Origin of the sequence: Mycobacteroides sp. H001 (assembly GCF_001440005.1) — a bacterium.
Lineage (GTDB): Bacteria > Actinomycetota > Actinomycetes > Mycobacteriales > Mycobacteriaceae > Mycobacterium > Mycobacterium gwanakae.
The window spans coordinates 65978-87793 of sequence record NZ_LJYH01000021.1 but is presented as its reverse complement, the minus strand read 5'-3'; the positions used below and the strand labels follow the sequence as shown (position 1 = coordinate 87793).

Genomic DNA, 21816 nt, shown 5'->3' with positions numbered 1-21816 from the left:
CGGCGATCTGATCACGACACGGTAACGAAAGCATCGCGCCGAGGCAACTCATCAACCATCTTGAACACCCTTACTGCCGTCGCCGTGGACGCGGCCGCTAATCGCTCCGGGCGTTGCCCGGTTATCTCGGCGAGGGCCCGGACGGTGTACGGCAGACAGTACGACTCATTCGGTGCACCCCGATACGGATGGGGGGTCAGGTAGGGGGCATCGGTCTCTACCAGCAGTTGTTCGTCGGGAATGAGCGCGGCGGCCTCTCGAAGCGCATGCGCGTTCTTGAAACTCACCGTCCCCGACAAGCTCAAGATCCAGCCCTCAGCGACGCATCTCTTCGCCATCTCAGCATCCGATGAGAAGCAGTGGAAGATAACCGTGGCCGGCGCGCCCTCGGACTTCAGCACATCGAGCACTTCGGCGTCGGCATCGCGGTTGTGAATCATCAGCGCCTTGCCCGTCCGCTTAGCCAGTTCGATATGCCAAGCAAATGCTTCGCGTTGAACCGAGGGCTCCGCGCAGCCCTCCAATCGGCCCGGCCAATACAGATCCAAACCGGTCTCCCCGATGGCCACGACGCGGGGATGTGCGGCCAGATTTTCCAACTCCGCACGCGCACCGTCGGTGAGATCACCGGCACGGGTGGGATGCAGCGCCACGGCGGCGTACACCCGCGGATCACTCGCGGCGGCCGACACCGCCCACCGGGCCGACTCAAGGTCATCGGCCACTGTCACCACACGTCCCACACCTACGGACTCCGCGCGATCGACGATGGCACGCACGTCCTGGTCCGTGACGGCGCCGCATGCATCCAGATGGGTGTGCGCATCGATGAGGGGCGCGAGCGGCTCGGGGTTGGGCGGGGCTTGCCTCTTATTGCCGGGCGTCATCAGAACACCAGTCTATAAAGTTGCTCAGACCATGCCTGAATCATTGGATCCGTTCTACATCACCACCGCCATCGCGTACCCCAACGGTGAGCCGCACATCGGCCACGCGTACGAGTACGTCGCGACCGATTCGGTCGCCCGCTTCAAGCGGCTGGACGGCTTCGACGTGCGTTACCTCACCGGTACGGACGAACACGGCTTGAAGGTGGCGCAGACGGCGGCAGCCGCCGGAATCCCGACGGCGGAACTGGCCCGGCGCAACTCCGACGTGTTCGAGGCGTTGCAGCGCAAGCTCAACATCTCCTTCGACCGGTTCATCCGAACCACCGACCCCGATCACTACGAGGCGTCGAAGGCGATCTGGCGCCGGATGGCCGACAACGGCGACATCTATCTGGACACCTACTCGGGCTGGTACTCGGTGCGTGACGAGGCGTATTACACCGACGCCGAAACCACCGTGGCCCCCGACGGCACCCGCACCGCCACCGCGACGGGAACCCCGGTCGACTGGACCGAGGAACATTCCTACTTCTTCAGGCTGTCGAACTACCAGGACAAGCTGCTGGCGCACTACGAGGCCCATCCGGAGTTCATCGGCCCGGCAGTGCGGCGCAACGAGATCGTCAGCTTCGTCTCCGGTGGTCTGCGCGACCTGTCCATCTCCCGCACCACGTTCGACTGGGGTGTGCCGGTGCCCGATCACCCCGAACACGTCATGTACGTGTGGGTGGACGCCCTCACCAACTATCTGACGGGGGTGGGTTTCCCCGACACCTCGTCGGATTCGTTCACGCGGTACTGGCCCGCAGATCTGCACATGATCGGCAAGGACATCAGCCGGTTCCACACCGTGTACTGGCCGGCATTTCTGATGTCGGCCGGAATCGAACTGCCCAAGCGGGTTTTCGCACACGGCTTCCTGACCAACAAGGGCGAGAAGATGAGTAAGTCGATCGGCAATGTGGTCGACCCGATCAACCTCATCGACACCTTCGGACTGGACCAGGTGCGCTACTTCCTGCTGCGCGAGGTTCCCTTCGGCCAGGACGGCAGCTACACCGAGGACGGCCTGATCGGGCGGATCAACGCCGACCTGGCCAACGAACTGGGCAACCTGGCACAGCGATCGCTGTCCATGGTCGCCAAGAATCTCGACGGCATCGTGCCCGAACCGGGCGACTTCGCACCCGAGGATCTGGAACTACTCAGCGCCGCGGACAGCCTGCTGGAACAAGCCCGCACCCATTTCGAGGTGCCGGCGATGCATCTCGCGCTGGAGGCGATCTGGCAGGTGCTGGGCGCGAGCAACCGGTACTTCTCGGCGCAGGAGCCCTGGGTGCTGGGCAAAAGTGACAGCGCCGAGGATCAGCTGCGGTTCGGCACCGTGCTGTACGCCACGTTGGAGGTGGTGCGGATCGTCGCGCTACTGGTGCAGCCGGTGATGCCCGAGTCCGCGGCCAAACTGCTGGATCTGTTGGGCCAGTCCGAAGATCAGCGGGACTTCTCCGCGATCGGGACGCGGCTCAAGCCCGGTGTGAGCCTGCCCGCACCGACGGGCGTGTTCCCGAAGTATCAGGTGCCCAAGTAGGTCGCGAAAGTGATCCCGGTCACGGTCTGTCACAGATTTCGTCGCGCCGGTGTCTTAAGGGCATCAGCGACTGAAAGGAAGTCACCGAAATGACCGAGAACACCCGAGTGATCGTGATCGGCGGAGGCTACGCGGGAACCCTGGCAGCCAACCAATTGCTCGCCAACAAGAACCTGACCGTGACCCTCGTCAACCCCCGACCGCACTTCGTCGAACGAATCCGGCTGCATCAGCTGGTCGCCGGAAGCAGCACCGCGACCGCCGACTACGCCACCCTGCTCAACCCTGCCATCCGCCTCGTGGTCGACAAGGTCACCCATATCGATGCCGGTGCCCAGAAGCTGGAGCTCGCCTCCGGCACGGTGCTGCCGTACGACTACCTCGTCTACGCCGTCGGAAGTACCACCACAACCCCCGACATCCCCGGTGTGGCAGAACATGCGTTGTCCATCAACGAGTTCGAACACGCCCAGCAGGTACGGGCCCGGTACGAGAGGCTGGCGCCGGACGCGCCGATCGTGGTCGTCGGCGCGGGGCTGACCGGCGTCGAGCTGGCCGGAGAACTGGCCGAGGTCGGTCGCCGCGTGACGCTGATCTGCGGCACACAACTGTTGCCGTCCCTCGGCGATCCGGCCCGCCGCGCGGCCGCCAAGCGACTGGACAAGCTGGGCGTCGAGGTGCTGGTGCCCGCCACGGTGGTGCGGGTGGACGAGGATTCGGTGACGCTGTCCGACGGACGCGTGCTGCCGACCGCGCTCACGGTGTGGACCGCCGGATTCGGGGTGCCACAGCTGGCCTCCGACAGCGGCCTGAGCACAGATGCCCTGGGCAGGCTGCTCACCGACGAGGCACTGGTCAGCGTGGACAACCCGCGCGTCATCGCGGCCGGGGACGCCGCCAGCCCCTCGGGTGTGCCGCTTCGGATGAGCTGCCAGGCCGCCGGGCCACTGGCAGCCCGCGCCGTCAAGACGGTGTTGGCGCTGGTCGATGGCCTGCAGCCGGAGGCACGGAGCCAAATCTTCACCGGACAGAATGTCAGCATCGGGCGCAACGCTGCCGTCATCCAGTTGGGCCACACCGACGACACCCCCCGCAAGCTGTATGTGGGCGGGCGTGCAGGCGCCGCCATCAAGGAAATGGTTTGCAACGGAACGCTTTCCATCCTGGCAACTGCCGCAAAGCACCCCACGTGGTACTTCTGGCCCCAGGGCGGCAAGCGTGCCGAGGCCCTCAAGGTGCAGGCCTAGCGGTGTCCGACTCTGCCCATGCCGAGCTGTTCACCCACCTGCGCCCGCTGCTGTTCACCATCGCGTACGAAATGCTGGGTTCCGCAACGGAAGCCGACGACGTACTGCAGGAGAGCTATCTGCGGTGGGCGCAGGTGGACCTGAACACGGTCACCGACACCAAGGCCTATCTGGCGCAGATCGTCAGCCGCCAATCACTGAACACCTTGCGGGCCAACAGCCGTCGGCGCGAGGAGTACGTGGGGCCATGGCTGCCGGAGCCGGTGCGGGTGACCTTCGAGGGCAGCACCGACGACGCCTCGACCGACGTGGTTCTGGCCGAGTCGGTGTCCATGGCCATGCTGGTGGTGCTGGAAACGCTGGCGCCGGATGAGCGTGCCGTGTTTGTCATGCGGGAGGTCTTCGGCTTCGACTACGCCGAAATCGCCTCCACGGTATGCAAATCGGAGTCCGCGGTGCGCCAGATGGCGCACCGCGCCCGCGAGCATGTGCAGTCGCGCCGGCGCCGGTTCACCCCTACCGATCAGCAGACCGAGGAGCTGACCACCAAGTTCCTGCTGGCCGCCGCGGGCGGCGATGTCGACGCACTGGTGGAAATACTCGCCCCCGACGCGGTGTGGACATCGGACGGCGGCGGGAAGGTCAGTGCCGCGCGGCGGCCGGTGTACGGAGCCGACAGAGTGGCGCGCGTCGCCATCGGACTTTCGCGGGCGGCCGCGTCATTCCCCGACGTGCGCATGGAACTGAGCACGTACAACAGCACGCCCGCGCTGCTGATCTACAGCGAAGGCCGCCTCGACGCCGTGCTGGCGGTATCGATCACGGACGGCAAGGTGGCACACGTTTTCGCGATCCGCAATCCCGACAAGCTGGCCACCGCCGAAACAGCGCGCCACATCAGCAGATAACCGGTGGCGGTCCCGGCGGGTTGTCAGACACAATCACCGGCGTGTTCTGTGACATCGATACCGCCGCGCGCATTGAGCGCGCCGAAGCCGACACGATTGCCGCGGGAACCGCGCGATGTGACGACGGTGTCGTGATACCGCTGGCCGGGGGCGTCGCGTCCTATGCCGGACCCGATTCACCGATGAACAAAATCGCCGGACTCGGGTGGGGTGGCGTGCCCACCGCATCCGAGCTTGAGGCCGTCGAGCAGATGTTCGCCGACCGCGACACCCCGGTGCAGGCCGAGGTCTCGAGCCTGGCCGATCCGGCGATCGGCGAGCTGCTGACCCGGCGCGGTTACCTGCTGGTGTCGTTCGAGGACGTGCTGGGCCTGACGCTGCGCGATATCCCCGCGCCGGTACTCCCGGATGACATCACGGTGCGCCACAGCGGGGTCGATGAGCTGGCCAGCTGGCTCGACGTCATCGTCGAGGGGTTCGCGGTCCCCGATGACCAGGGCGTGGCCTCCCACGAATCGTTTCCCCGCGAGGTGCTCTCCCGTGCGATCGATGCACTGTCGACGACGGAGGGTGTGCGGCGCTACATCGCCCTGCGGCAGGGCATTGTGGCGGGCGGCGCAAGCATGCGCATCCTCGACGGGGTGGCCCAGCTCAACGGCGCGGCGACCGCCGCGCCACATCGGCGGCGCGGTATCCAGTCAGCTCTGCTGACCACCCGGCTTTACGAAGCCGCAAGTGCCGCCGCGGATCTGGCCGTGGTCACCACACAGCCCGGATCGAAATCTCAGCAGAACACCCAGCGTCAGGGCTTCTCACTGCTGTACACCCGCGCGATCCTGGTGAAGGGTCTGCGAAACTAGACCCATGCGCGTCCAGCAGCTCGGCGATCTCGGCGCACCGCCAGCCGTGCTGCGATCCCTTGCCGTCGCCGCGCGCGAGACGGGACGCCCGGCACCTGCCGCATTGACCGGATGCTGGTTCGACTCACGGGCGATCATCGCCCCGTCCCTCGCCGCCCATGCAGTGCTGCCTCGACAGGCGTTCAGTGGCAATACTTCTCATGTGAACACCGCTCCGCCGGGCGCGGTGGGAGGCGGCTGGATCGGCTATCGGGCATATCCGGACCTGACCGCAAACTCCCGGGCCCCACGGCTCCCCGCTTCGGCCGGAGGCTGGAGTGATGCGGTGTTGCGTCTGGATAATGACGAATGCTGGTGGTACGAAAGCCTTCTCGACGATGAATGCCCTGCGTGGATAGTCCAGGCGCTCACCCATCCCCGCGATCCCGAGGTGTGGTCCATCGACTGGAAGGCTCCCGATCGCGAGCGTCATCGCACCGCCGTCGGCCGCTGCCTGGAGGCCATCGCAGCCGGGGAGGTGTACCAGGCCTGCGTGTGCACGCAATTCCGCGGGGCATTGACGGGAGATCCGGTGGACTTCTTCGCCGATGCGATCACCCAGACCGCGCCGGCCCGAGCCGCCTTCGTATCGGGCGCCTGGGGTGCCGTGGCCTCGCTTTCACCCGAATTGTTCTTGCAGCGCAACGGATCTGATGTACGTTCCAGCCCTATCAAGGGCACCCTCGCGGCAACCGAGGACCCCGCCGCATTGCTGAACTCGGTGAAGGACGTCGCCGAGAACATCATGATCACCGACTTGGTTCGCAATGACCTCGGGCGCATCGCGATCACCGGCACTGTCACCGTTCCCGAACTCCTCGCCGTCCACCCGGCACCCGGTGTGTGGCATCTGGTGTCCACCGTCGCCGCGCAGATACCTACGGAGGCCACTGCGGCAGATCTGCTGGCGGCCGCATTCCCGCCCGCCTCGGTGACCGGAACACCGAAAACCCGTGCCCGCCAACTACTGCGCCAATGGGAATCGGATAGCCGGGGGGTGTACTGCGGCACCGTCGGCATGCTGTCGCCGGTGGCCGGCCTGGAACTCAACGTCGCGATTCGCACCGTGGAAATCGCACCCGACGGATCCGCCGTACTCGGCGTCGGGGGCGGTATCACCGCAGACTCCGATATCGAAGCCGAATGGCAGGAGTGTCTGCACAAGGCCGCTGCCACGGTCGAGCTCACCGCGACCGCGTTGCTCACACCCGGGCTCAAGCCCGCGCTTTGACCACCGCGTCGTAAAGGTCGCGCCTGGACAGCGTCGCGCCGGACTCCCCGATGGCCATCGCGCACGACTCACGCAACCCCATGCCGTCGTCCATCAGCTCCTCCACCCTGGTCACCAGGGTGTCGATTTCGGGGACGGCGGGGCGACCACCGTCGAGCACCACCGTGATCTCCCCCAGCACCTCGCCCTCGGCCCAGACGGCCAACTCACGCAGAGTGCCCCGCAACACCTCTTCATGGGTCTTGGTCAGCTCGCGGCATACCGCCGCACGGCGTTCGGGGCCCAGCACCTCCACCGCATCGGACAGAGTCTCGGCCAGCCTGCGCGGCGACTCGAAGAACACACAGGTGCGAGGCTCCGCCGAAAGCTCGGCAAGCCAACGCCGCCGCGCCCCCTGCTTGCGCGGCGCGAACCCCTCGAAACAGAAACGGTCGACCGGGAGCCCCGAAACAGCCAATGCCGTCGTCACCGCCGACGGCCCAGGTAGGCATTTGATCGGTATCCCCTGTTTCACGCATGCGGCGACCAAGCGATACCCCGGATCACTGATCGAGGGCATCCCCGCGTCGGTGACCACCAGCACGTCGTACCCGGCCTCCAGATCGGCCAGCAGCGGCTCGATGCGGCTGGCTTCGTTCTGGTCGTAGAAACTGATGATCTGGCCGCTGATCTGCACATCCAGCGATTTGGCGAGCGCCCGGACCCGACGAGTGTCCTCGGCAGCCACCACCGCGGTCTTGGCCAGCGCCTCACGCAATCGGGGCGAGGCATCCCCGGGCTCCCCCAGCGGTGTCGCCGCCAGCAGCAAGTTCCCCATCCCGCAAGACTAAATCCCCTCGTCGCTCTCGCTCCAGCCCGCCGCACCAACAGGCCCGGGCCGGGCCCTCCCTTACGATCGAGCGTGTGACCGTGCCCGCAACCCTGCCGCCTACGGGGGAGACGTCTCGGAGCTCGGACGGCACCGAGTCCCCGGGGCCCCGGATACCGCCCGCGGATTTCGGGCCCACCGACCGGTTCCAGGGCTGGGTGATGACCGCCGTCATCACGGCAATCGCGGCGCTCACACGATTCATCAATCTCGGCGCCCTCACCGATCGCGGCACCCCTGTCTTCGACGAGAAGCACTACGTGCCACAGGGCTGGCAGGTGGTCACCAACAACGGCGTCGAGGACAATCCCGGCTACGGGCTGGTGGTGCATCCGCCCATCGGCAAACAGATGATCGCCCTCGGCGAATGGCTCTTCGGATACAACGCATTCGGCTGGCGGTTCGCCGCCGCACTCTCGGGCACCATCCTGGTGCTGCTGGTTGCCCGGATCGCCCGGCGGATCGGCCGGTCCACCCTGATGGGCGCCATCGCGGGACTGCTGCTGATCGCGGACGGCGTCAGCTTCGTGACCGCGCGCACCGCGCTGCTCGACGTGTATCAGGCACTGTTTGTGGTGGCCGCCTTCGGCGCGCTGATCGTCGACCGCGATCAGGTGCGGGAGCGGCTGTACAACGCATACCTCGACGGGCGCATCGGCGAGACCGTGTGGGGGCCGCGTCTGGGCGTGCGGTGGTGGCGTTTCGGTGCCGGAATTCTGCTCGGATTGGCCTGCGGCACAAAGTGGTCAGGGCTGTACTTCATCGCATTCTTCGGAGTGCTGTGCATCGCCTTCGATATCGCGGCACGGCGCGCCTACGGCGTGCAGCGTCCCTGGGCGGGCACCGGGGTACGCGATCTGGGGCCGGCCCTATATGCGCTGGTGGTCATTCCGTTCCTCGTATACATGGCCTCGTACTGGTCGTGGTTCGCCTCCGAGACGGCCATCAATCGGCATGCCGAGGGCCGTCAGATCGGTGTCGGCAGTTGGGCACCCGATGCCCTGCGCTCGCTGTGGTACTACACGCACAGCGTCTACACATTCCATTCGACGCTCACCAACGCCAACGGCAATCATCATCCGTGGGAATCCAAGCCGTGGACGTGGCCGATGTCGCTGCGACCATTGCTCTACGCCATCGAAGACAAGAACATTCCCGGCTGCGGCGCCAATTCCTGTGTGCGCGCGGTGCTGCTGGTCGGCACCCCGGCCATCTGGTGGCTGGCGGTCCCGGTGCTGTTGTGGGCCACGTGGGCGACGGTGGTCCGGCGCGACTGGCGCTACGCGGCGGCACTGGTCGGCTACTGTGCGGGATGGCTGCCCTGGTTCGCCAACATCGACCGGCAGATGTACTTCTTCTACGCCACCCCGATGGTGCCGTTCCTGGTGATGATGATCGCGTTCATCATCGGCGATTTCCTGCGCAAGCCGGTGGCCAATCCGGAACGAAAAACGTTGCGAATGTTCATCGCCACGTTCTATCTGGCCGTGGTGGTCACCAACTTCGCGTGGCTGTATCCGATCCTCACCGGCGCCGCCATCTCACCGTTCATGTGGAACATGGAGATGTGGCTGCCCAGCTGGCGCTAGAGGAGATCGCGCGATATCGGACAGGACATGCAGCGGGGTCCGCCCCGGCCCGTGCCCAACTCCGATGCCGAGATGGCAAGCACCTCCACACCCGATTCCTCCAGGCGCGCATTGGTCTCCACATTGCGCTCGTAGGCGACAACCACACCGGGAGCCAAGGCCAGGGTGTTGTTCCCGTCATCCCACTGCTCGCGTTCGGCGGTCACCGGATCCAGACCGGTATCGATGACACGCAGCTTCCCGATGCCCATCGCGTCGGCCGCCGCCTCCACGAACGGTGCCGAACCCGAAATACTGACCCCACCATCATTACGACGAATGGTGAACGCCGACAGCGAATCCTGAATCGCCGGATACATCACGACGGCGTCGGTGTCGACCATGGTGCAGACGGTGTCCAGGTGCATGGACGCGCGTTCCTGCGCGATGGGCACCGCGAGCACAGTGTGGGCCAGGTCATCGTCGAATAGGCTGCGCGCCAGGGCTTCCGCACCGGCGGGCGTGGTGCGCTCCCCCACACCGACTGCCACCACCCCGGGCCCCAGCAGCAGCACGTCGCCGCCTTCGACGGGAGCCGAATGCGACTCATAGGCCCGCCGCACCCCGAGGAACCGCGGGTGATGGGCATAGATCAGGTCGGTGAGCGAGGTCTCGCGGACGCGCGCCGGAAGTGCCAGCGAGGTGATCGCGAACTTACGCCCGATCCAGAACGACGAGTCGCGCGTGAACAGCAGATTGGGTAGCGGTTCGATGACGAAATCCGATCCGTGGTGCATGGTGCGCACCAACGACGGCTGCGCCACCTTGCCGCCCACCGGTAGTTCGTCGAACGTCATCCCACACATCAACACGTAGGCAAGATCGGCCGCGTCCAGCGACCGCAGGTATTCCGAAAGATCCTGCGCAAGCGCATAACCCAACCTGCGCGCGTTCACGGCCGCCGATATGCCCTGCACCCTGGCGGCGCCACTGGCCAGCGCCTCACGCAATAGTTCGGAGAGCAGCAGCACCTCGACACCCCGCGAGCGCAGCACCTCGGCGAAGGCATCGTGCTCCTCCTGAGCGCGCGCCACCCAGGGCAGACCATCGAACAGCAGCTGGTCATTGTTGCGCGGAGTCAGCCGCTTGAGCTCGTCACCGGGCCGGTGCAACACCACCGCCCGCAGCCGTCCCACCTCTGAATTGGCACCCAGCACTGGCGCATCCGTCATGAGAAGACGCTAGCTTGCCGCGCAATCGAACATGTGTGCGATAACATGAAGGTGTGACAGCCTCTCCACACGCTGTGCAGGCATCCCTGTTCGGCGCCCCACCGGTCCCGCGCCGCGAGTTGGCAGGCGGCGCTTGGCTTGAGGTACACCATGAATGGCTCGGACGTGCCGACAATCTCATGGGTCAGCTGTTGGCGCAGGTACCGTGGCGCGCCGAGCGCCGCCGCATGTACGACCGCACCCTCGACGTCCCCCGGCTGGTCAGCTTCCATGATCTGACCGCGGGCCCGTCACCGCATCCGGTGCTGGAGGCAATCTGCGACCGCCTCAACAGCGAGTACACCGCCGAACTCGGCGAACCATTCACCACGGTGGGCCTGTGCCAGTACCGGGACGGCACCGACAGCGTCGCCTGGCACGGTGACACCATCGGGCGCGGGCTACGCGAAGACACCATGGTCGCGATCGTAAGCATCGGCGCGACACGCACTTTCGCGTTGCGGCCACGCCTCGGGGGCGAATCGATTCGCATCCATGTGGGCCATGGCGACCTTTTGGTGATGGGCGGAACCTGCCAACGAACCTGGGAACACGCGATCCCCAAGACGTCCAAGCCGGTGGGTCCGCGGATCAGCTTGCAGTACCGGCCCCGCGATGTGCGTTAAGAACGGACGGCGGCCACTGCCTTGACCAGTAGATCCGATGCGCGCTTGCCGTCGGGCAACGCGGGCGGCACCTTGCCGACCGCAATCGGGCTGACCGTGACGACCACCATGTAGCGACCGAGATATGCCGAGTAGTTCAGTATCTCTTGACCGACGGCCCTGCCCGAGGTTCCGCTGAGCACGTCCCGCTTCATGGCGAGGGTGCGCGCACCCTCGATAGCGGGTGCGTCGATCACCTCGGTTTGCCCGGCGATCCCGTTACCGCGGAAGCCGACCTTCTTGCATTCCGCCGACACCGCCGGGTCGAAGGGGACCTCCTGCGAGGTTTCCACCGCGACCGCCACGTACTGATTTCCGGCGCCCGTGGCGGTGAGTGCGGCCATGTTCCCCTTGAGCCCGGCGGGTACGGCACTGCCGCCGCTGTACTTGGCGCAGCCGGGCGGATCCACCGTCATCCCCTGGGGCAGCGGTGCCGGGGAGAGCAGCTTGGGGTCCATCCCCGCCGGTTCCATGGTCTTGACGACGAACTCCGGCCCGAACTCGCTCTTCAGTGAGGCGATGTTTCCGATCTTCACGTTGTGATTGACGGGGTTCTGGACGGTTCGGCCGCAGCCCGGCACTACGAGCGCCAGCGCGCAGGTGGCCCAGATTCCCCAGCTCTTGACGGTCACCGGCTTCAACACCCGGCCACTGTATCGATTCGGGCCCAAAAATCGATGGCACCTATAGGGAACAATGTCTGTGTGGCCAAGAGTTAACACCTGTGAGGACGGTATGAGATGAAGACGGCGGCTCGCCTAACGACTGCGGCACTCGGTGTCGGCGCGTTGATGGCTCTCACTACCGGGACGGCGCTCGCCGATGACGCGCAATCAGTCATCAACCAGTACCAGTCGCAGGGCTATCAGGTCATCATCGACCGAAACGGCTCAGCCCCCACCAATAAGTGCACGGTGTCCAACATCCGTAACGGGCAGGACGTCTACCGCACCGAGTATCAGCGGACGTGGATGCCCAGCGGCAAGTGGCTGGTGTTGCCGGTCCGCGTACTCGACCACAAATTGGTGTATATCTCCCTTAACTGCAACGTCTAGTTAGCCTAACCTAACCAGATTTGCCAGTTCGCTGGGTGTTGCACGCCCCGCGGGCCGATACGCGCGCCGCCTGTGAGCGGGCGCAGACGAGAATGTGAATTTGACGTTAATTTCCCCGATTGGGAATCAATCTGGGTATTAGTGCGTTGGACTGGACAGATTCACGAGCGTTGATGATTTGGCGAGTCGAGGATCGGGCATTCGTGTGGTATGCGGACACATTTCCGTAACAGCGATGCCACGAGGAGTGAGGCGAGAGGAGTGAAATCGTGAAGAGATTGTTATTTGCAGGTATTGCCGCAGTTGGCGTCATCGGGGCGTCGCTGGGATCGGCAAGTGTCGCGCTCGCCGGACCATCGGGATCGGGCGATGCCAGCGCTGTCATCAATGACCTCAAGACCAATGGGTACCGAGTGATCGTCTCCAAGACGGGCGCTGCGGACCTGAGCAAGTGCACCGTGGCGTCTGTCACGCAGGAGTCGCCGGTGAACAATGTTCAGCCGGCCCGGGATGTGCGTAACAACCCCACCACCGTGCCGACTGTCGATCGCAAGGTCGCGCATGTCGCGCTGAGCTGCTGACACAGCAGACACCTGACAATGGCCCGGGCCACAAGCCCGGGCCATTGTTGTCTCTACTTCAAATGATCGACCAGGGTGCCCTCGGCACCGAACAGTTCGGTCCGCCACTGCTCCAGGAGCACTTCGGTGTCGAGATCGTCGGGATGGAAGTCCTTCTTCATGTAGACGGCCAACCGGCCGATCATCCCGTCGTTCAACAGAGGTCCGCGGATCAACCCGACCGTCTCGCGCAGCACGCGCCCCGGTTGACGCCGTCCATCCGGGTCGCTCCACGCTATGGAAAACCAGGAGCCCGCGGTGGCGAATGGCACCGTACCGGTCCAGATGACGGCCATCACCGCACGTCGCAGCCATTCCGGCCCACCGACCGCGCGGTAGACGTCGAAGGCGACCGATTTGTGCTCGAGCTCCTCGATGGCGTGCCAGTACAACAGGTTTCGCACCTCGTCATCGGTCACCATGGCCTGCAGGTCGCCGCTTTCCAGCAGACGCTCTGCCAGAACCGCGGTGTAGTGCTCGAGTGCCGCAGTCGCGGCCAGCATGGTCAACCGGATGTATTTGAGGCGGTCCATGTTGGGTAGGTACTTGTCGACCAGGTCTTCGACCTTGCCTGATCGGCGCCCGATGGTCTCGACCATCTTGCTGCGGTAGCCCATTTCCGTGAGTTTCTCGTTGAGCTCGCGATGGTGCAGCCCGTGGGTGACTTCTTGGCCGATGAATCCGGCGACACGTTTTTTGAGTGTGGGCTCGGTGATCCTGTCGGCGTAGCGACGCACGGATCGGACGAAGAACTCCTCCCCCGGCGGGAACACCGCGGAGGCACCCGCCAGCACATGGCTCAACGCGATGTCGTTGTCGGCGAAGTGCCTTCGCATCGGGACCGGGTCACCAAACCAAAACCTGATACGCCGCGTCTTCGGGTATGAGGCCGTTACCGGAGCAGCCATGTCGCCCACCTCCACCTTGATCGTGTAACTCAGTGTTACACGAATCGCTTACGTATTGAAGTAGTGCGTAAAAGTTGATGGCTTAGGTCCCTACAGCAGCCCCGGAACGATCGCCTTGCGCTCGCGCGGGTACTCGTCAGGGAATGTTTCGCGGTACCACCGATGGATCGAGAGCGCCCGCGGCAGCAGATTGGCAATCGAGAACAGCACGAAGATCAGACCGGGCAGCGTCCACGCCATCAAGGCCCAACCGGCCCAGAGGATGATCTCGCCGAAGTAGTTGGCCGCCGACACCCACCTGAACGCACCTCCATACGGAATGCGGTATCCATCGAAACCATCGGCTCGCAGGTTGATGAGGATGCGGTCGGCCTGGAAGTTCACCAACCAGCCACCGAGGGCCACAAGGACTCCGAGAATGAACCGGGGGTCGGTGAACCAGGCGGCACTCTGCAGATGCGCGGCGAAGGCGACCGCATACCCGTTGGCAAAACCATTGACCGCATTGAAGACGAAGCCAAAGGCAATCCCGCTGTAGGGGAATCGCTTTCCGCTGCCCTTACGGGAGAGCGGATAGATCAGTCCGCGGTACAGGTAGTGGCCCTGCCACAACGCATACAGCACGAGCGCCGGTGCGCCGTGGTCGTGCGCGACGGTCCAGAAGGTGACGGTGAACGCCCACCACTGCGGGCATTCGAAGATCAGCCAACCGATCTTGGCGGGTGCGGTAAACCTCTCGTCAGGCTTGGCGAACCGGCCGTAGGGATTGGTGAACCAGAAGCCGCTGACGAAGGTGACGATGGCCAGGACCACGAGGAAGACGACCGCAGCGTGATACAGCTCTGTAAGCACATCGGGACAGTACCGAGTAGACGCTCGTTCTAAGCAGGGTCGATGATGTTCGTCTTCATTTGATTGGCAACCTGACCGGCGACCTCAGCGTTGTCGGTGGCGCCGGACGAGGTCACCCCGTACACCGCGTTACCCGTGGTGTGGATGTGCGTGGCACCGGTGTTGTCGGCCCAGGTGATCGTGATCGGGTTGCGCATGCCGAACGTGTACGCGCCGGGCGAATGCGCCTTGCACGTGTTGAAAGCCTCTGTGATACGGCGGAATTCGGCTTGGGCGGCGGGCTTGTCGGGATAAATCGCAATGGCCTCGCGCAGTGTCTGATGCGGGTCCGCACTGCTGTCGACATTCAGCTGACGAAACGCCTGCCAGCCGTCGCCCAAGTCGCCTTGCGACGCCGCGTGCAACACGCCGCACGGGTCCGACGGGTTGATGGCGGGTCCGTAGACCGGCGCCGTGTCGGTATGTGTGGTGTCCGCCGTCGGGAAGCCAAGCGACTTGACCACATCGATCCCGGCGAACAGCGAATCCGCGGCGGCGGCACTGACTTTGAGTTCGGTTACCTCAGGCGTGGAGGTTTCCACCACCGGACTCGCAGGCTGCGAGCAACCGGCAACCGCGACGAGTGCGAGGAGGCCCGATCCGACCCATACTGTCCGCGCCATTTGAGAATTGTGGACTCTCAACCTGGGAAATTCCTGGGTGTTCGGGGTCTATCAGGTGAAATCTGGCGACAAGACCCCCGGCGAGAGCACCATCGCAAGGGCCGAAATGATGAGCAATGCGACATACGCCCAGGCGTGCGCGACATCAGAAAGCCGTGGCGGATGCCGCCGCAGCCACACCACGATCGGCAGCGCTCCGATGAGAAGCGCAGCGGCAGATCGCACATCCACCGCGCCGATGACGTACGGATCGTCCGCCGCTGCTGACGTGCCGGTGAGAAAGACAGCCAATGCCGGCACGCTGATGGCCAGTGTCAACGGATTGGCCAGTGCGGTGGCCATACTCATCGGCTGTCCGCTGCGGCGCAGCAAGGGAACCGTCATCACGCTGCCGCCCACTCCCAGGAACGATGCGACCGCACCGATAGGGACGCCCAGCAGCGGGGAGATGGCGAAGTCAGATAGGGAGCCCTCCATCATGGTGGGGCGGCGCAGGAATCCGGGACGTGCCAGCACATCGATGATCGTCACCGCGAGATAGAACACGAATCCCCACATCGCGAGGTGCGGTGGCGCCAGCCTGGCCAGCCCCGCACCGAGCACGCCCCCGCACCCCAGCAATGCGATGAGCGCTGCCGCACTTCGTAAGTGCGCCAACACGGTTCGTGAGGTTGCCATGGTGGCGGCCGCCGCGTTCACCACCATGACGACTGCCGAGGTCGCCACCGCCACCTCGGCCGCACCCGCGGCGAGCGCACTGTCGGCCCAGATGATCACCGGAACGGTGACAAATCCGCCGCCGAAACCGAACAGCACCGTGGTGAGCCCCGTCAGAATCCCGATCATCACCAACACGATCACGCCCATGAGGCCAGTCCAGCCGACCGGGAGATTGCGGACAATCGAATGCCAGCTCGATTCATTCGAATTTCAGCCATACTCTGTGGGGATGCGGAATGTACCGCTCGCCGATGTCGACCATCTGCCCCGCGATGTGCTGCCCATAGCCACCGACTACACCAACGGGCAGCTGCTGGATTGGCATGAGCACCGACGCGCACAGTTCCTCTACGGATCCACCGGGACGATGATCGTGGACACCGACGACGGAACCTGGACAGTGCCCAGCCGTCGCGCGGTCATGATCCCCGCGCGCACCCGTCATCGAGTGCGGATGCTGGAGGTACGCACCGGAAGCCTCTACATCGAGCCGTCGGCCATTCCGTGGTGGCCGTCGTCGTGCGTTGTCGTAGACGTCAGCCCATTGATGCACGAACTACTGCGCGCGGCAGCGGATCTGGCCGCCGACTACGACCTCGCGGGGCGCGACGGAGCACTTACCGCACTCCTGCTGCATGAACTGGCGTCCTTCACCGCGCTGCCGTTGCATGTCGATGTGCCGCGGTCACCCGACCTGGCACAGCTGTGTCAGGAGTACCTCGATGCTCCCGAGGTGTCGGTCTCCAATGCTCAATGGGCGCATCGGCTGAACACCAGCGAGCGCTCGCTGACTCGCCGGTTCCGCGATGAGGTCGCGATGAGCCCGGCGGCGTGGCGGGTGCGGGCGCGACTACTCGCAGCGGTTCCGCTGCTACGGCAGCAGTCGGTGACCCAGGTTGCCGGGCGGCTCGGCTATGCCACACCCGCTGCGTTCTCCTACGCCTTCACCCGCGCGTTCGACATTGCCCCGTCCAGCATCCGATGACCTAGAGTTCACAGCTATGAGCCGGACCGCGATCATCATCATCGTCGGAGTTATCGCAGCACTAGCGTTTCTCGCCGTCGGTGCGCTGGTCAAGAAGGTCGGCATACAGGCGGCCGTCACGCACTTCCTGGTTGCCTGGGCCGGCGTTGCCGTGTTCAACATGGGGGTGGGTGTGCTCGAGGCCGGGTACGGCGTCGCCGAAGAACTACCCGTGTTGCTGGCGGTGTTCGGGGTGCCGGCGGCGGTCGCCGGGATCGGCTGGCTTGGCGCCCGGCGCCTCTCGCGGTCCTGACGGCCCACGCCACAGCCTCGACGCACAGGTCAGCGCTTGACGATACTGTGGAGCGTATGACGACAACGTTCGTCGGGATAGCAGCGATCGTGGCGATGACCTTTATCGGTATCGGCATGAACGCCGGTCTCTTCAATACCCGCAGGGCACGACAGGCGATTCCGCCGTTGGTGGCTCGCGCGGCGGCTCCTGTGTATGCGCTCAACCGTCGTATCGGCAATCCGGGCCGCGCCGCGAAGCCCACGGAAGAGCCCGAATCACCTGGCGAACCGCAGAAATGAAAATCCCCCGGGCAAGCCGGGGGTTTTTCTTGGTGGAGCTAAGGGGAATCGAACCCCTGACCTTCTCGATGCGAACGAGACGCGCTACCAACTGCGCTATAGCCCCAAGACGCTAAGACCTTACCAGCCGGTCCCGCGTCAGACCGAATTGGATAACTACTGACCGACAGCGTGCGGCATACGGTACTGCCGTGGTTCGTCGTAGTAATCCAGGTGCTCGAAAACCGGGTCCTCGTCATCGATTTCGAGGACGGCGGCACCCGGACGGCGCAGCCGCTGCGGGACCACATCGAGCTCACGGTCCGCGACGTTCTCCACGCCCACCACGCGCGCCCGCTGGTAACGCGCGGCGCGACGACGACGCAGCTGCTCCTCAATGCGGGTCTGACGGCGCAGGTAGCCCAGGTAGAGCACCGCCGCCACACCCAAACCGCCGCAGGCCCACCACGCGGTGCTGGTCGCGGTCGCCGCGACTACTCCGGCGATGACCATTGCCGCGACTAGGCCCATCAGCACGCGCTTACGGAAGGCGAACTTGCGTGCGTTCTCCTTGGCCATGACGTCGGGGTCGAATCGGCGGCGCCGCGACGAGCTGTACACCGGCGGAGCCTGGTGCCGTTCCCGTGCCGGCTCGGCAGGAATCGCCAGACCCGAGGTGTCGTCCACGTACTCGTACTCATAGCTGCGCGAATCGGTTTCGGCGACGGGCGCCTCTTCCAGATCCTCGAGGTCGTCGGACAACGCGGCCTCGCCCGCCGGCAATGCGGTCGCATCCTCGTCGATGACGTCGACGTCTACAGGCTCGTCGGTCTCGATCTTTTCGGGACGAACCTTGCGCACGGCCATGGCCTTGACGGCCTGCGCGGCGTCCTTGTCTTGTTCGGTGGGCTCGCTGGCGATGACGCCGGTCGAGTCTTCGTCCTCGTCTTCGAGTTCGTCGATGTCCTCGCGACGGAAGTCGGGGTCACTACGGTGACCGGCGGCGGGGCCGGTGCGGCGCAGTAGCTTGGCGGCCTTCCCGTTGAGAACACGGGTGGCGAGGGCGACGTCGCTCGTGCGCTTCACCACGTCACGCTTGTTGATCAGCATCGGCACCAGGACGAACAGCCACAGCACGACCAGTCCGATCCACAACACCGATTGGGGGATGCTCGGCATCTCGGCCTGCTCCTTTCTGTGCGCGTCAGGTGTGCCTCTGCGCCTTAAGCCTCAGGTCAAGGCTAGGTTGGCGATCTGCGCACGTTATGAGGCGCGCCGATACCAATTACACACCTGTAATTCTACAGGGGCAAGCATCACAGGCCCCAATAGTCACATCAGTCTCAGTAATATCTCGCGAGCCTGCGCCTCACGACGGTTTTTCTCCCGAAAGCGTCGCGAGACGCAGACTCGCTACGGGGTGTCGGAGCGCGGTGGGACGCTGCGCGCCATGGGGGACATTCCGTGGCCATTCCGCTCAGCCGACGTACTCGCATCCGGTGCGATCTCCGAACGCCGGATGCGCCGCCTGTACCGGCAGCTGTACCCCGGCGTATTCGTGCCAAGAGATGCACAGCTCTCGGCGACCGAACGAGCGGTCGCGGCCTGGCACTGGTCGCGACGCCAGGGCATTGTCGCCGGACTGTCGGCATCTGCCCTACACGGTGCGAAATGGATAGACGGCGATCGACCAGCTGAGCTCGTCTTTGACAACTACCGGACACCATCCGGATTAACAGTCCACCAGGATTCGCTACTCGCCAACGAAATCACCGAGGTCCACGGCACGAATGCCACCACGCCCGCACGTACGGCGTTCGACCTCGGGCGGCGGCTGACCCTCGGCCACGCCGTGGAGAGAATCGATGCCCTGATGAACGCGACCGGCCTGACGACACCCGAGGTTCACGCGGTGCTGGCCGGCCATCCCGGCGTCCGCGGCGTCGTGCGCCTACGCGAAGTGCTTGAACTCGTCGACGCAGGAGCCGAGTCGCCACAGGAAACCCGCACTCGCCTGCTCCTGGTCCGCAGCGGATTCCCCAAACCTCAGACGCAGATACGGGTGCTCGACAGATTCGGTGACTTCGTCGCACGCGTGGACATGGGGTGGGAGGACGCGAAGGTAGGAGTCGAGTTCGACGGCACGCAGCATTGGACGGATCCACGCCAACGTTCCCGGGACATCGACCGAGCCGCAGCACTCACGGATGAAGGCTGGACGATCATCCGGGTGACCTCAGAACTGCTTCGGCACCGCCCCGGCACGATCGTCAGCCGCGTCGACGAAGCACTTCAGCTGGCGAGTCTGCGTCTCACGACGGCTTTTCCCCCGAAAGCGTCGTGAGACGCAGACTCAGCAGAAACGAGCTCAGGCCCAGGCGGCATTTCCGGATCGCACCAGCATCGCGGCCACCGACCCACGCACTTCCTCGACCGTCATCGCCACCAACAGGTGATCGCGCCAGGCACCGTCGACGTCGAGATACCGCTTGAGCAGACCTTCCTCACGGAAACCGACCTTGGACAACACCGCGCGGCTGGCCCCGTTCTCCGGCCGCACCGTCGCCTCCACCCGGTGCAGGGTGACCGGCCCGAAACAATGATCGAGCCCCAGCGCGAGCGCCGCGGTTGCCACCCCTTGCCGGGTAACCGTGCTGACCACCCAGTACCCGATCCATGCCGAGCGCAGCGCACCATGCGCGATATTGCCGATCGTCAGCTGCCCGACGAAATTCCCGTTCAGCTCGATCGCGCACGGAATCATCCGCCCCTTACGCGCCTCGGCCCGCAGACCCGAACACAACGCGGGCCACGAGGACACGCCGTGCCGCGCCATCCAGTCGACCTCCGAGGACGGTTCCCACGGTTGTAGATGTGTCTGGTCGGCCAGCCGTGCCCGGCTCCACGCCATCCCGTCTCGCAACCGGATGGGCCGCACCGACACCACTCCCGCGGGCACGCGCAGTTTTCCCAGCGGCATCGGCCAACCGGGATGTGCACTCTCTTGACGCCAGACGCTCATCCGCGCTGCGCCAGGAACGCGACCTCGACGATCTCCCCGGTACGAACCTGTTCCACCTCGGCGGGCACGATCACGAGGCAATTGGCCTCCGCAAGCGTGGCGAGAAGATGCGATGACGCACCCGGCGCGCCCAGGATCTGCACCAGATACTCACCGGTGTCCTGATCACGCATCAACTGGCCACGCAGAAAACCCTTGCGCCCGGCGATAGAGGTAATAGGAGAAACTGTGCGCGCCTGGACAATTCGGCGCTGCGCGTGCCTGCGCCCCAGGGCCAGGCGGATCAGCGGCCGCACCATCACTTCGAACACCACCAGGGCGCCCACCGGGTTCGCCGGCAACAGGAAGGTCGGCACCGCGTCGCGGCCCAACTGACCGAAGCCCTGCACCGAACCCGGATGCATCGCGATGCGCCCGACCTCCATATCGCCCAGCGCCGACAGCGCCTCACGAATCCCCTCCGCTGCGGCACCGCCGACGGCGCCGGAGACGACGACAACCTCTGCCCGGTTCAGCTGACCCTCGAGCACCTCGCGGAATGCGGCGGGCTCCGCGCTGACGATGCCCACCCGGTTCACATCGGCACCGGCATCGCGGGCCGCGGCCGCCAGCGCATAGGAGTTCACGTCATATACCTGGCCGTTACCGGGCGTGCGGTCGACGTCGACAAGCTCGCCACCCACACTGATCACCGACAGCCGAGGACGCGGGTGTACCAGCACCCGATCACGCCCCACCGCGGCCAACAACCCAACCTGCGCGGCGCCGATGATCGTGCCTGCACGGACCGCGACATCACCGGGTTGCACGTCATCACCGGTGCGCCGCACGTAGTCACCCGAACGCACCGCGCGCAGCACCTTGACCCGCGACTCACCGCCCTCGGACCAGCGCAACGGCAGCACCGCATCGGCCAATGTCGGCATCGGGGCACCGGTCTGCACCCGCACGGCCTGCCGGGGCTGCAGCCGGGTGGGGGTGCGCTCCCCTACCCGCACCGTCCCGACCACGGGCAACTCGACCGTTCCGATCTCGCCGCTGGATTCCTCGAGGTCATCTTCCTCATCCGGGGCGCCTTCACCCGGGCTGATCACCCGCACCACGCCACCGGCCGCCTGCACATCCACGCTGCGCACGGCGTATCCGTCGATGGCGGCCTGGTCAAACCCGGGTAGCGGCCGAGCGGTCACCACTTCCTCGGCGCACAACAAACCCTGGGCTTCGGCGATCGCCACCCGAACCGGGCGCGGCGCGACCGCAGCCGCCGTCACTTTGGCCTGCTGCTCCTCGACCGAACGCACTGGT

General features: G+C 65.2%; 24 protein-coding genes and 1 tRNA gene. 13 read left to right on the top strand and 12 right to left on the bottom strand.

Annotated features, from left to right (window positions below; genetic code table 11):
- Positions 1–11: 11 nt before the first annotated feature.
- Positions 12–887, bottom strand: coding sequence for a TatD family hydrolase (locus AOT83_RS02325; RefSeq protein ID WP_057963784.1), 876 nt, complete (start codon positions 885–887; stop codon positions 12–14).
- Between AOT83_RS02325 and metG the strand changes: the two genes are divergently transcribed.
- From metG to AOT83_RS02300, 5 genes are all read left to right on the top strand, one after another.
- On the top strand, positions 769–2478 hold the full coding sequence (gene metG, locus AOT83_RS02320) for a methionine--tRNA ligase (RefSeq protein ID WP_338147442.1): 1710 nt from the start codon (positions 769–771) through the stop codon (positions 2476–2478). The two genes, AOT83_RS02325 and metG, sit on opposite strands and share 119 nt — an antisense overlap.
- An 89-nt stretch (positions 2479–2567) precedes the next feature.
- Positions 2568–3725 carry an FAD-dependent oxidoreductase gene (locus AOT83_RS02315; protein ID WP_057963782.1) on the top strand — a complete coding sequence of 386 codons (1158 nt, stop codon included), beginning with the start codon at positions 2568–2570 and terminating at the stop codon, positions 3723–3725.
- 2 nt (positions 3726–3727) lie between these two features.
- Positions 3728–4633 (top strand): RNA polymerase sigma-70 factor, encoded by a 906-nt coding sequence (locus AOT83_RS02310; protein WP_030094556.1) that lies wholly within the window; start codon positions 3728–3730, stop codon positions 4631–4633.
- A gap of 41 nt (positions 4634–4674) precedes the next feature.
- The gene (locus AOT83_RS02305; protein ID WP_057963781.1) at positions 4675–5493 is read left to right on the top strand and encodes a GNAT family N-acetyltransferase; all 819 of its coding nucleotides are present in this window, start codon (positions 4675–4677) and stop codon (positions 5491–5493) included.
- Positions 5494–5497: 4 nt separating this feature from the next.
- Complete coding sequence (locus AOT83_RS02300) at positions 5498–6763, top strand: aminodeoxychorismate synthase component I (RefSeq protein WP_057963780.1); 1266 nt, start codon at positions 5498–5500, stop codon at positions 6761–6763.
- Here the strand turns inward: AOT83_RS02300 and rsmI are convergent.
- On the bottom strand, positions 6747–7580 hold the full coding sequence (gene rsmI, locus AOT83_RS02295; RefSeq protein ID WP_057963779.1) for a 16S rRNA (cytidine(1402)-2'-O)-methyltransferase: 834 nt from the start codon (positions 7578–7580) through the stop codon (positions 6747–6749). The two genes, AOT83_RS02300 and rsmI, sit on opposite strands and share 17 nt — an antisense overlap.
- A gap of 86 nt (positions 7581–7666) precedes the next feature.
- Here rsmI and AOT83_RS02290 point away from each other — a divergent pair, with 86 nt between their 5' ends.
- A complete protein-coding gene (locus AOT83_RS02290; RefSeq protein ID WP_078284231.1) occupies positions 7667–9220 on the top strand; it encodes a phospholipid carrier-dependent glycosyltransferase in 1554 nt (517 codons plus the stop codon).
- On the opposite strand, the gene arcA is transcribed toward AOT83_RS02290, so the two are convergent.
- Positions 9217–10431 (bottom strand): arginine deiminase, encoded by a 1215-nt coding sequence (gene arcA, locus AOT83_RS02285; RefSeq protein ID WP_030094551.1) that lies wholly within the window; start codon positions 10429–10431, stop codon positions 9217–9219. The two genes, AOT83_RS02290 and arcA, sit on opposite strands and share 4 nt — an antisense overlap.
- Positions 10432–10484: 53 nt before the next feature.
- On the opposite strand from arcA, the gene AOT83_RS02280 reads away from it, so the two are divergent.
- Complete coding sequence (locus AOT83_RS02280) at positions 10485–11096, top strand: alpha-ketoglutarate-dependent dioxygenase AlkB (protein ID WP_057963778.1); 612 nt, start codon at positions 10485–10487, stop codon at positions 11094–11096.
- On the opposite strand, the gene AOT83_RS02275 is transcribed toward AOT83_RS02280, so the two are convergent.
- The gene (locus AOT83_RS02275; RefSeq protein ID WP_057963777.1) at positions 11093–11779 is read right to left on the bottom strand and encodes a DUF5642 family protein; all 687 of its coding nucleotides are present in this window, start codon (positions 11777–11779) and stop codon (positions 11093–11095) included. The two genes, AOT83_RS02280 and AOT83_RS02275, sit on opposite strands and share 4 nt — an antisense overlap.
- A 96-nt stretch (positions 11780–11875) precedes the next feature.
- Here AOT83_RS02275 and AOT83_RS02270 point away from each other — a divergent pair, with 96 nt between their 5' ends.
- On the top strand, positions 11876–12190 hold the full coding sequence (locus AOT83_RS02270) for a hypothetical protein (protein ID WP_057963776.1): 315 nt from the start codon (positions 11876–11878) through the stop codon (positions 12188–12190).
- A gap of 269 nt (positions 12191–12459) precedes the next feature.
- Positions 12460–12771 carry a hypothetical protein gene (locus AOT83_RS02265; protein ID WP_057963775.1) on the top strand — a complete coding sequence of 104 codons (312 nt, stop codon included), beginning with the start codon at positions 12460–12462 and terminating at the stop codon, positions 12769–12771.
- A 53-nt stretch (positions 12772–12824) separates the two neighbouring features.
- On the opposite strand, the gene AOT83_RS02260 is transcribed toward AOT83_RS02265, so the two are convergent.
- The 4 genes from AOT83_RS02260 to AOT83_RS02245 all read right to left on the bottom strand — a co-directional run bounded on the left by AOT83_RS02260 (position 12825) and on the right by AOT83_RS02245 (position 16093).
- Positions 12825–13718, bottom strand: coding sequence for a metal-dependent hydrolase (locus AOT83_RS02260; protein ID WP_057963899.1), 894 nt, complete (start codon positions 13716–13718; stop codon positions 12825–12827).
- A gap of 90 nt (positions 13719–13808) precedes the next feature.
- Entirely contained in the window at positions 13809–14570 is a 762-nt protein-coding gene (locus tag AOT83_RS02255; protein ID WP_057963774.1) for a DUF1295 domain-containing protein, read from the bottom strand.
- 29 nt (positions 14571–14599) lie between these two features.
- The gene (locus AOT83_RS02250; protein ID WP_101312637.1) at positions 14600–15232 is read right to left on the bottom strand and encodes a sensor domain-containing protein; all 633 of its coding nucleotides are present in this window, start codon (positions 15230–15232) and stop codon (positions 14600–14602) included.
- Between the two features lie 51 nt (positions 15233–15283).
- Entirely contained in the window at positions 15284–16093 is an 810-nt protein-coding gene (locus AOT83_RS02245) for a sulfite exporter TauE/SafE family protein (protein WP_057963897.1), read from the bottom strand.
- A gap of 88 nt (positions 16094–16181) precedes the next feature.
- On the opposite strand from AOT83_RS02245, the gene AOT83_RS02240 reads away from it, so the two are divergent.
- From AOT83_RS02240 to AOT83_RS02230, 3 genes are read left to right on the top strand one after another with little or no spacing between them, the layout of a single operon-like run.
- The gene (locus tag AOT83_RS02240; RefSeq protein WP_057963773.1) at positions 16182–16937 is read left to right on the top strand and encodes a helix-turn-helix transcriptional regulator; all 756 of its coding nucleotides are present in this window, start codon (positions 16182–16184) and stop codon (positions 16935–16937) included.
- Between the two features lie 16 nt (positions 16938–16953).
- Positions 16954–17229, top strand: a complete 276-nt coding sequence (locus AOT83_RS02235; RefSeq protein ID WP_057963772.1) for a hypothetical protein — start codon at positions 16954–16956, stop codon at positions 17227–17229.
- 56 nt (positions 17230–17285) lie between these two features.
- Positions 17286–17510 (top strand): hypothetical protein, encoded by a 225-nt coding sequence (locus AOT83_RS02230; RefSeq protein WP_030094540.1) that lies wholly within the window; start codon positions 17286–17288, stop codon positions 17508–17510.
- 30 nt (positions 17511–17540) lie between these two features.
- On the opposite strand, the gene AOT83_RS02225 is transcribed toward AOT83_RS02230, so the two are convergent.
- Both AOT83_RS02225 and glpR read right to left on the bottom strand, forming a co-directional pair.
- Positions 17541–17616, bottom strand: a tRNA-Ala gene (locus tag AOT83_RS02225).
- 50 nt (positions 17617–17666) lie between these two features.
- Positions 17667–18668, bottom strand: coding sequence for a gephyrin-like molybdotransferase receptor GlpR (gene glpR, locus AOT83_RS02220; protein WP_030094539.1), 1002 nt, complete (start codon positions 18666–18668; stop codon positions 17667–17669).
- Between the two features lie 271 nt (positions 18669–18939).
- Here glpR and AOT83_RS02215 point away from each other — a divergent pair, with 271 nt between their 5' ends.
- Positions 18940–19833, top strand: a complete 894-nt coding sequence (locus AOT83_RS02215; protein ID WP_057963896.1) for a DUF559 domain-containing protein — start codon at positions 18940–18942, stop codon at positions 19831–19833.
- Positions 19834–19857: 24 nt separating this feature from the next.
- Here AOT83_RS02215 and AOT83_RS02210 read toward each other — a convergent pair whose 3' ends face one another.
- Entirely contained in the window at positions 19858–20511 is a 654-nt protein-coding gene (locus AOT83_RS02210; protein WP_044104202.1) for a GNAT family protein, read from the bottom strand.
- On the bottom strand, positions 20508–21812 hold the full coding sequence (gene glp, locus AOT83_RS02205; RefSeq protein ID WP_030094536.1) for a gephyrin-like molybdotransferase Glp: 1305 nt from the start codon (positions 21810–21812) through the stop codon (positions 20508–20510). Before glp ends, AOT83_RS02210 begins: the two co-directional genes overlap by 4 nt.
- Positions 21813–21816 lie beyond the last annotated feature (4 nt).

Coding starts and splice junctions, on each gene's coding strand:
- metG (WP_338147442.1), top strand. CDS start 769: ATGGCACGCACGTCCTGGTCCGTGACGGCGCCGCATGCATCCAGATGG.
- AOT83_RS02325 (WP_057963784.1), bottom strand. CDS start 887: ATGACGCCCGGCAATAAGAGGCAAGCCCCGCCCAACCCCGAGCCGCTC.
- AOT83_RS02315 (WP_057963782.1), top strand. CDS start 2,568: ATGACCGAGAACACCCGAGTGATCGTGATCGGCGGAGGCTACGCGGGA.
- AOT83_RS02300 (WP_057963780.1), top strand. CDS start 5,498: ATGCGCGTCCAGCAGCTCGGCGATCTCGGCGCACCGCCAGCCGTGCTG.
- rsmI (WP_057963779.1), bottom strand. CDS start 7,580: ATGGGGAACTTGCTGCTGGCGGCGACACCGCTGGGGGAGCCCGGGGAT.
- arcA (WP_030094551.1), bottom strand. CDS start 10,431: ATGACGGATGCGCCAGTGCTGGGTGCCAATTCAGAGGTGGGACGGCTG.
- AOT83_RS02270 (WP_057963776.1), top strand. CDS start 11,876: ATGAAGACGGCGGCTCGCCTAACGACTGCGGCACTCGGTGTCGGCGCG.
- AOT83_RS02260 (WP_057963899.1), bottom strand. CDS start 13,718: ATGGCTGCTCCGGTAACGGCCTCATACCCGAAGACGCGGCGTATCAGG.
- AOT83_RS02250 (WP_101312637.1), bottom strand. CDS start 15,232: ATGGCGCGGACAGTATGGGTCGGATCGGGCCTCCTCGCACTCGTCGCG.
- AOT83_RS02240 (WP_057963773.1), top strand. CDS start 16,182: ATGCGGAATGTACCGCTCGCCGATGTCGACCATCTGCCCCGCGATGTG.
- AOT83_RS02235 (WP_057963772.1), top strand. CDS start 16,954: ATGAGCCGGACCGCGATCATCATCATCGTCGGAGTTATCGCAGCACTA.
- AOT83_RS02230 (WP_030094540.1), top strand. CDS start 17,286: ATGACGACAACGTTCGTCGGGATAGCAGCGATCGTGGCGATGACCTTT.
- glpR (WP_030094539.1), bottom strand. CDS start 18,668: ATGCCGAGCATCCCCCAATCGGTGTTGTGGATCGGACTGGTCGTGCTG.
- AOT83_RS02215 (WP_057963896.1), top strand. CDS start 18,940: ATGGGGGACATTCCGTGGCCATTCCGCTCAGCCGACGTACTCGCATCC.
- AOT83_RS02210 (WP_044104202.1), bottom strand. CDS start 20,511: ATGAGCGTCTGGCGTCAAGAGAGTGCACATCCCGGTTGGCCGATGCCG.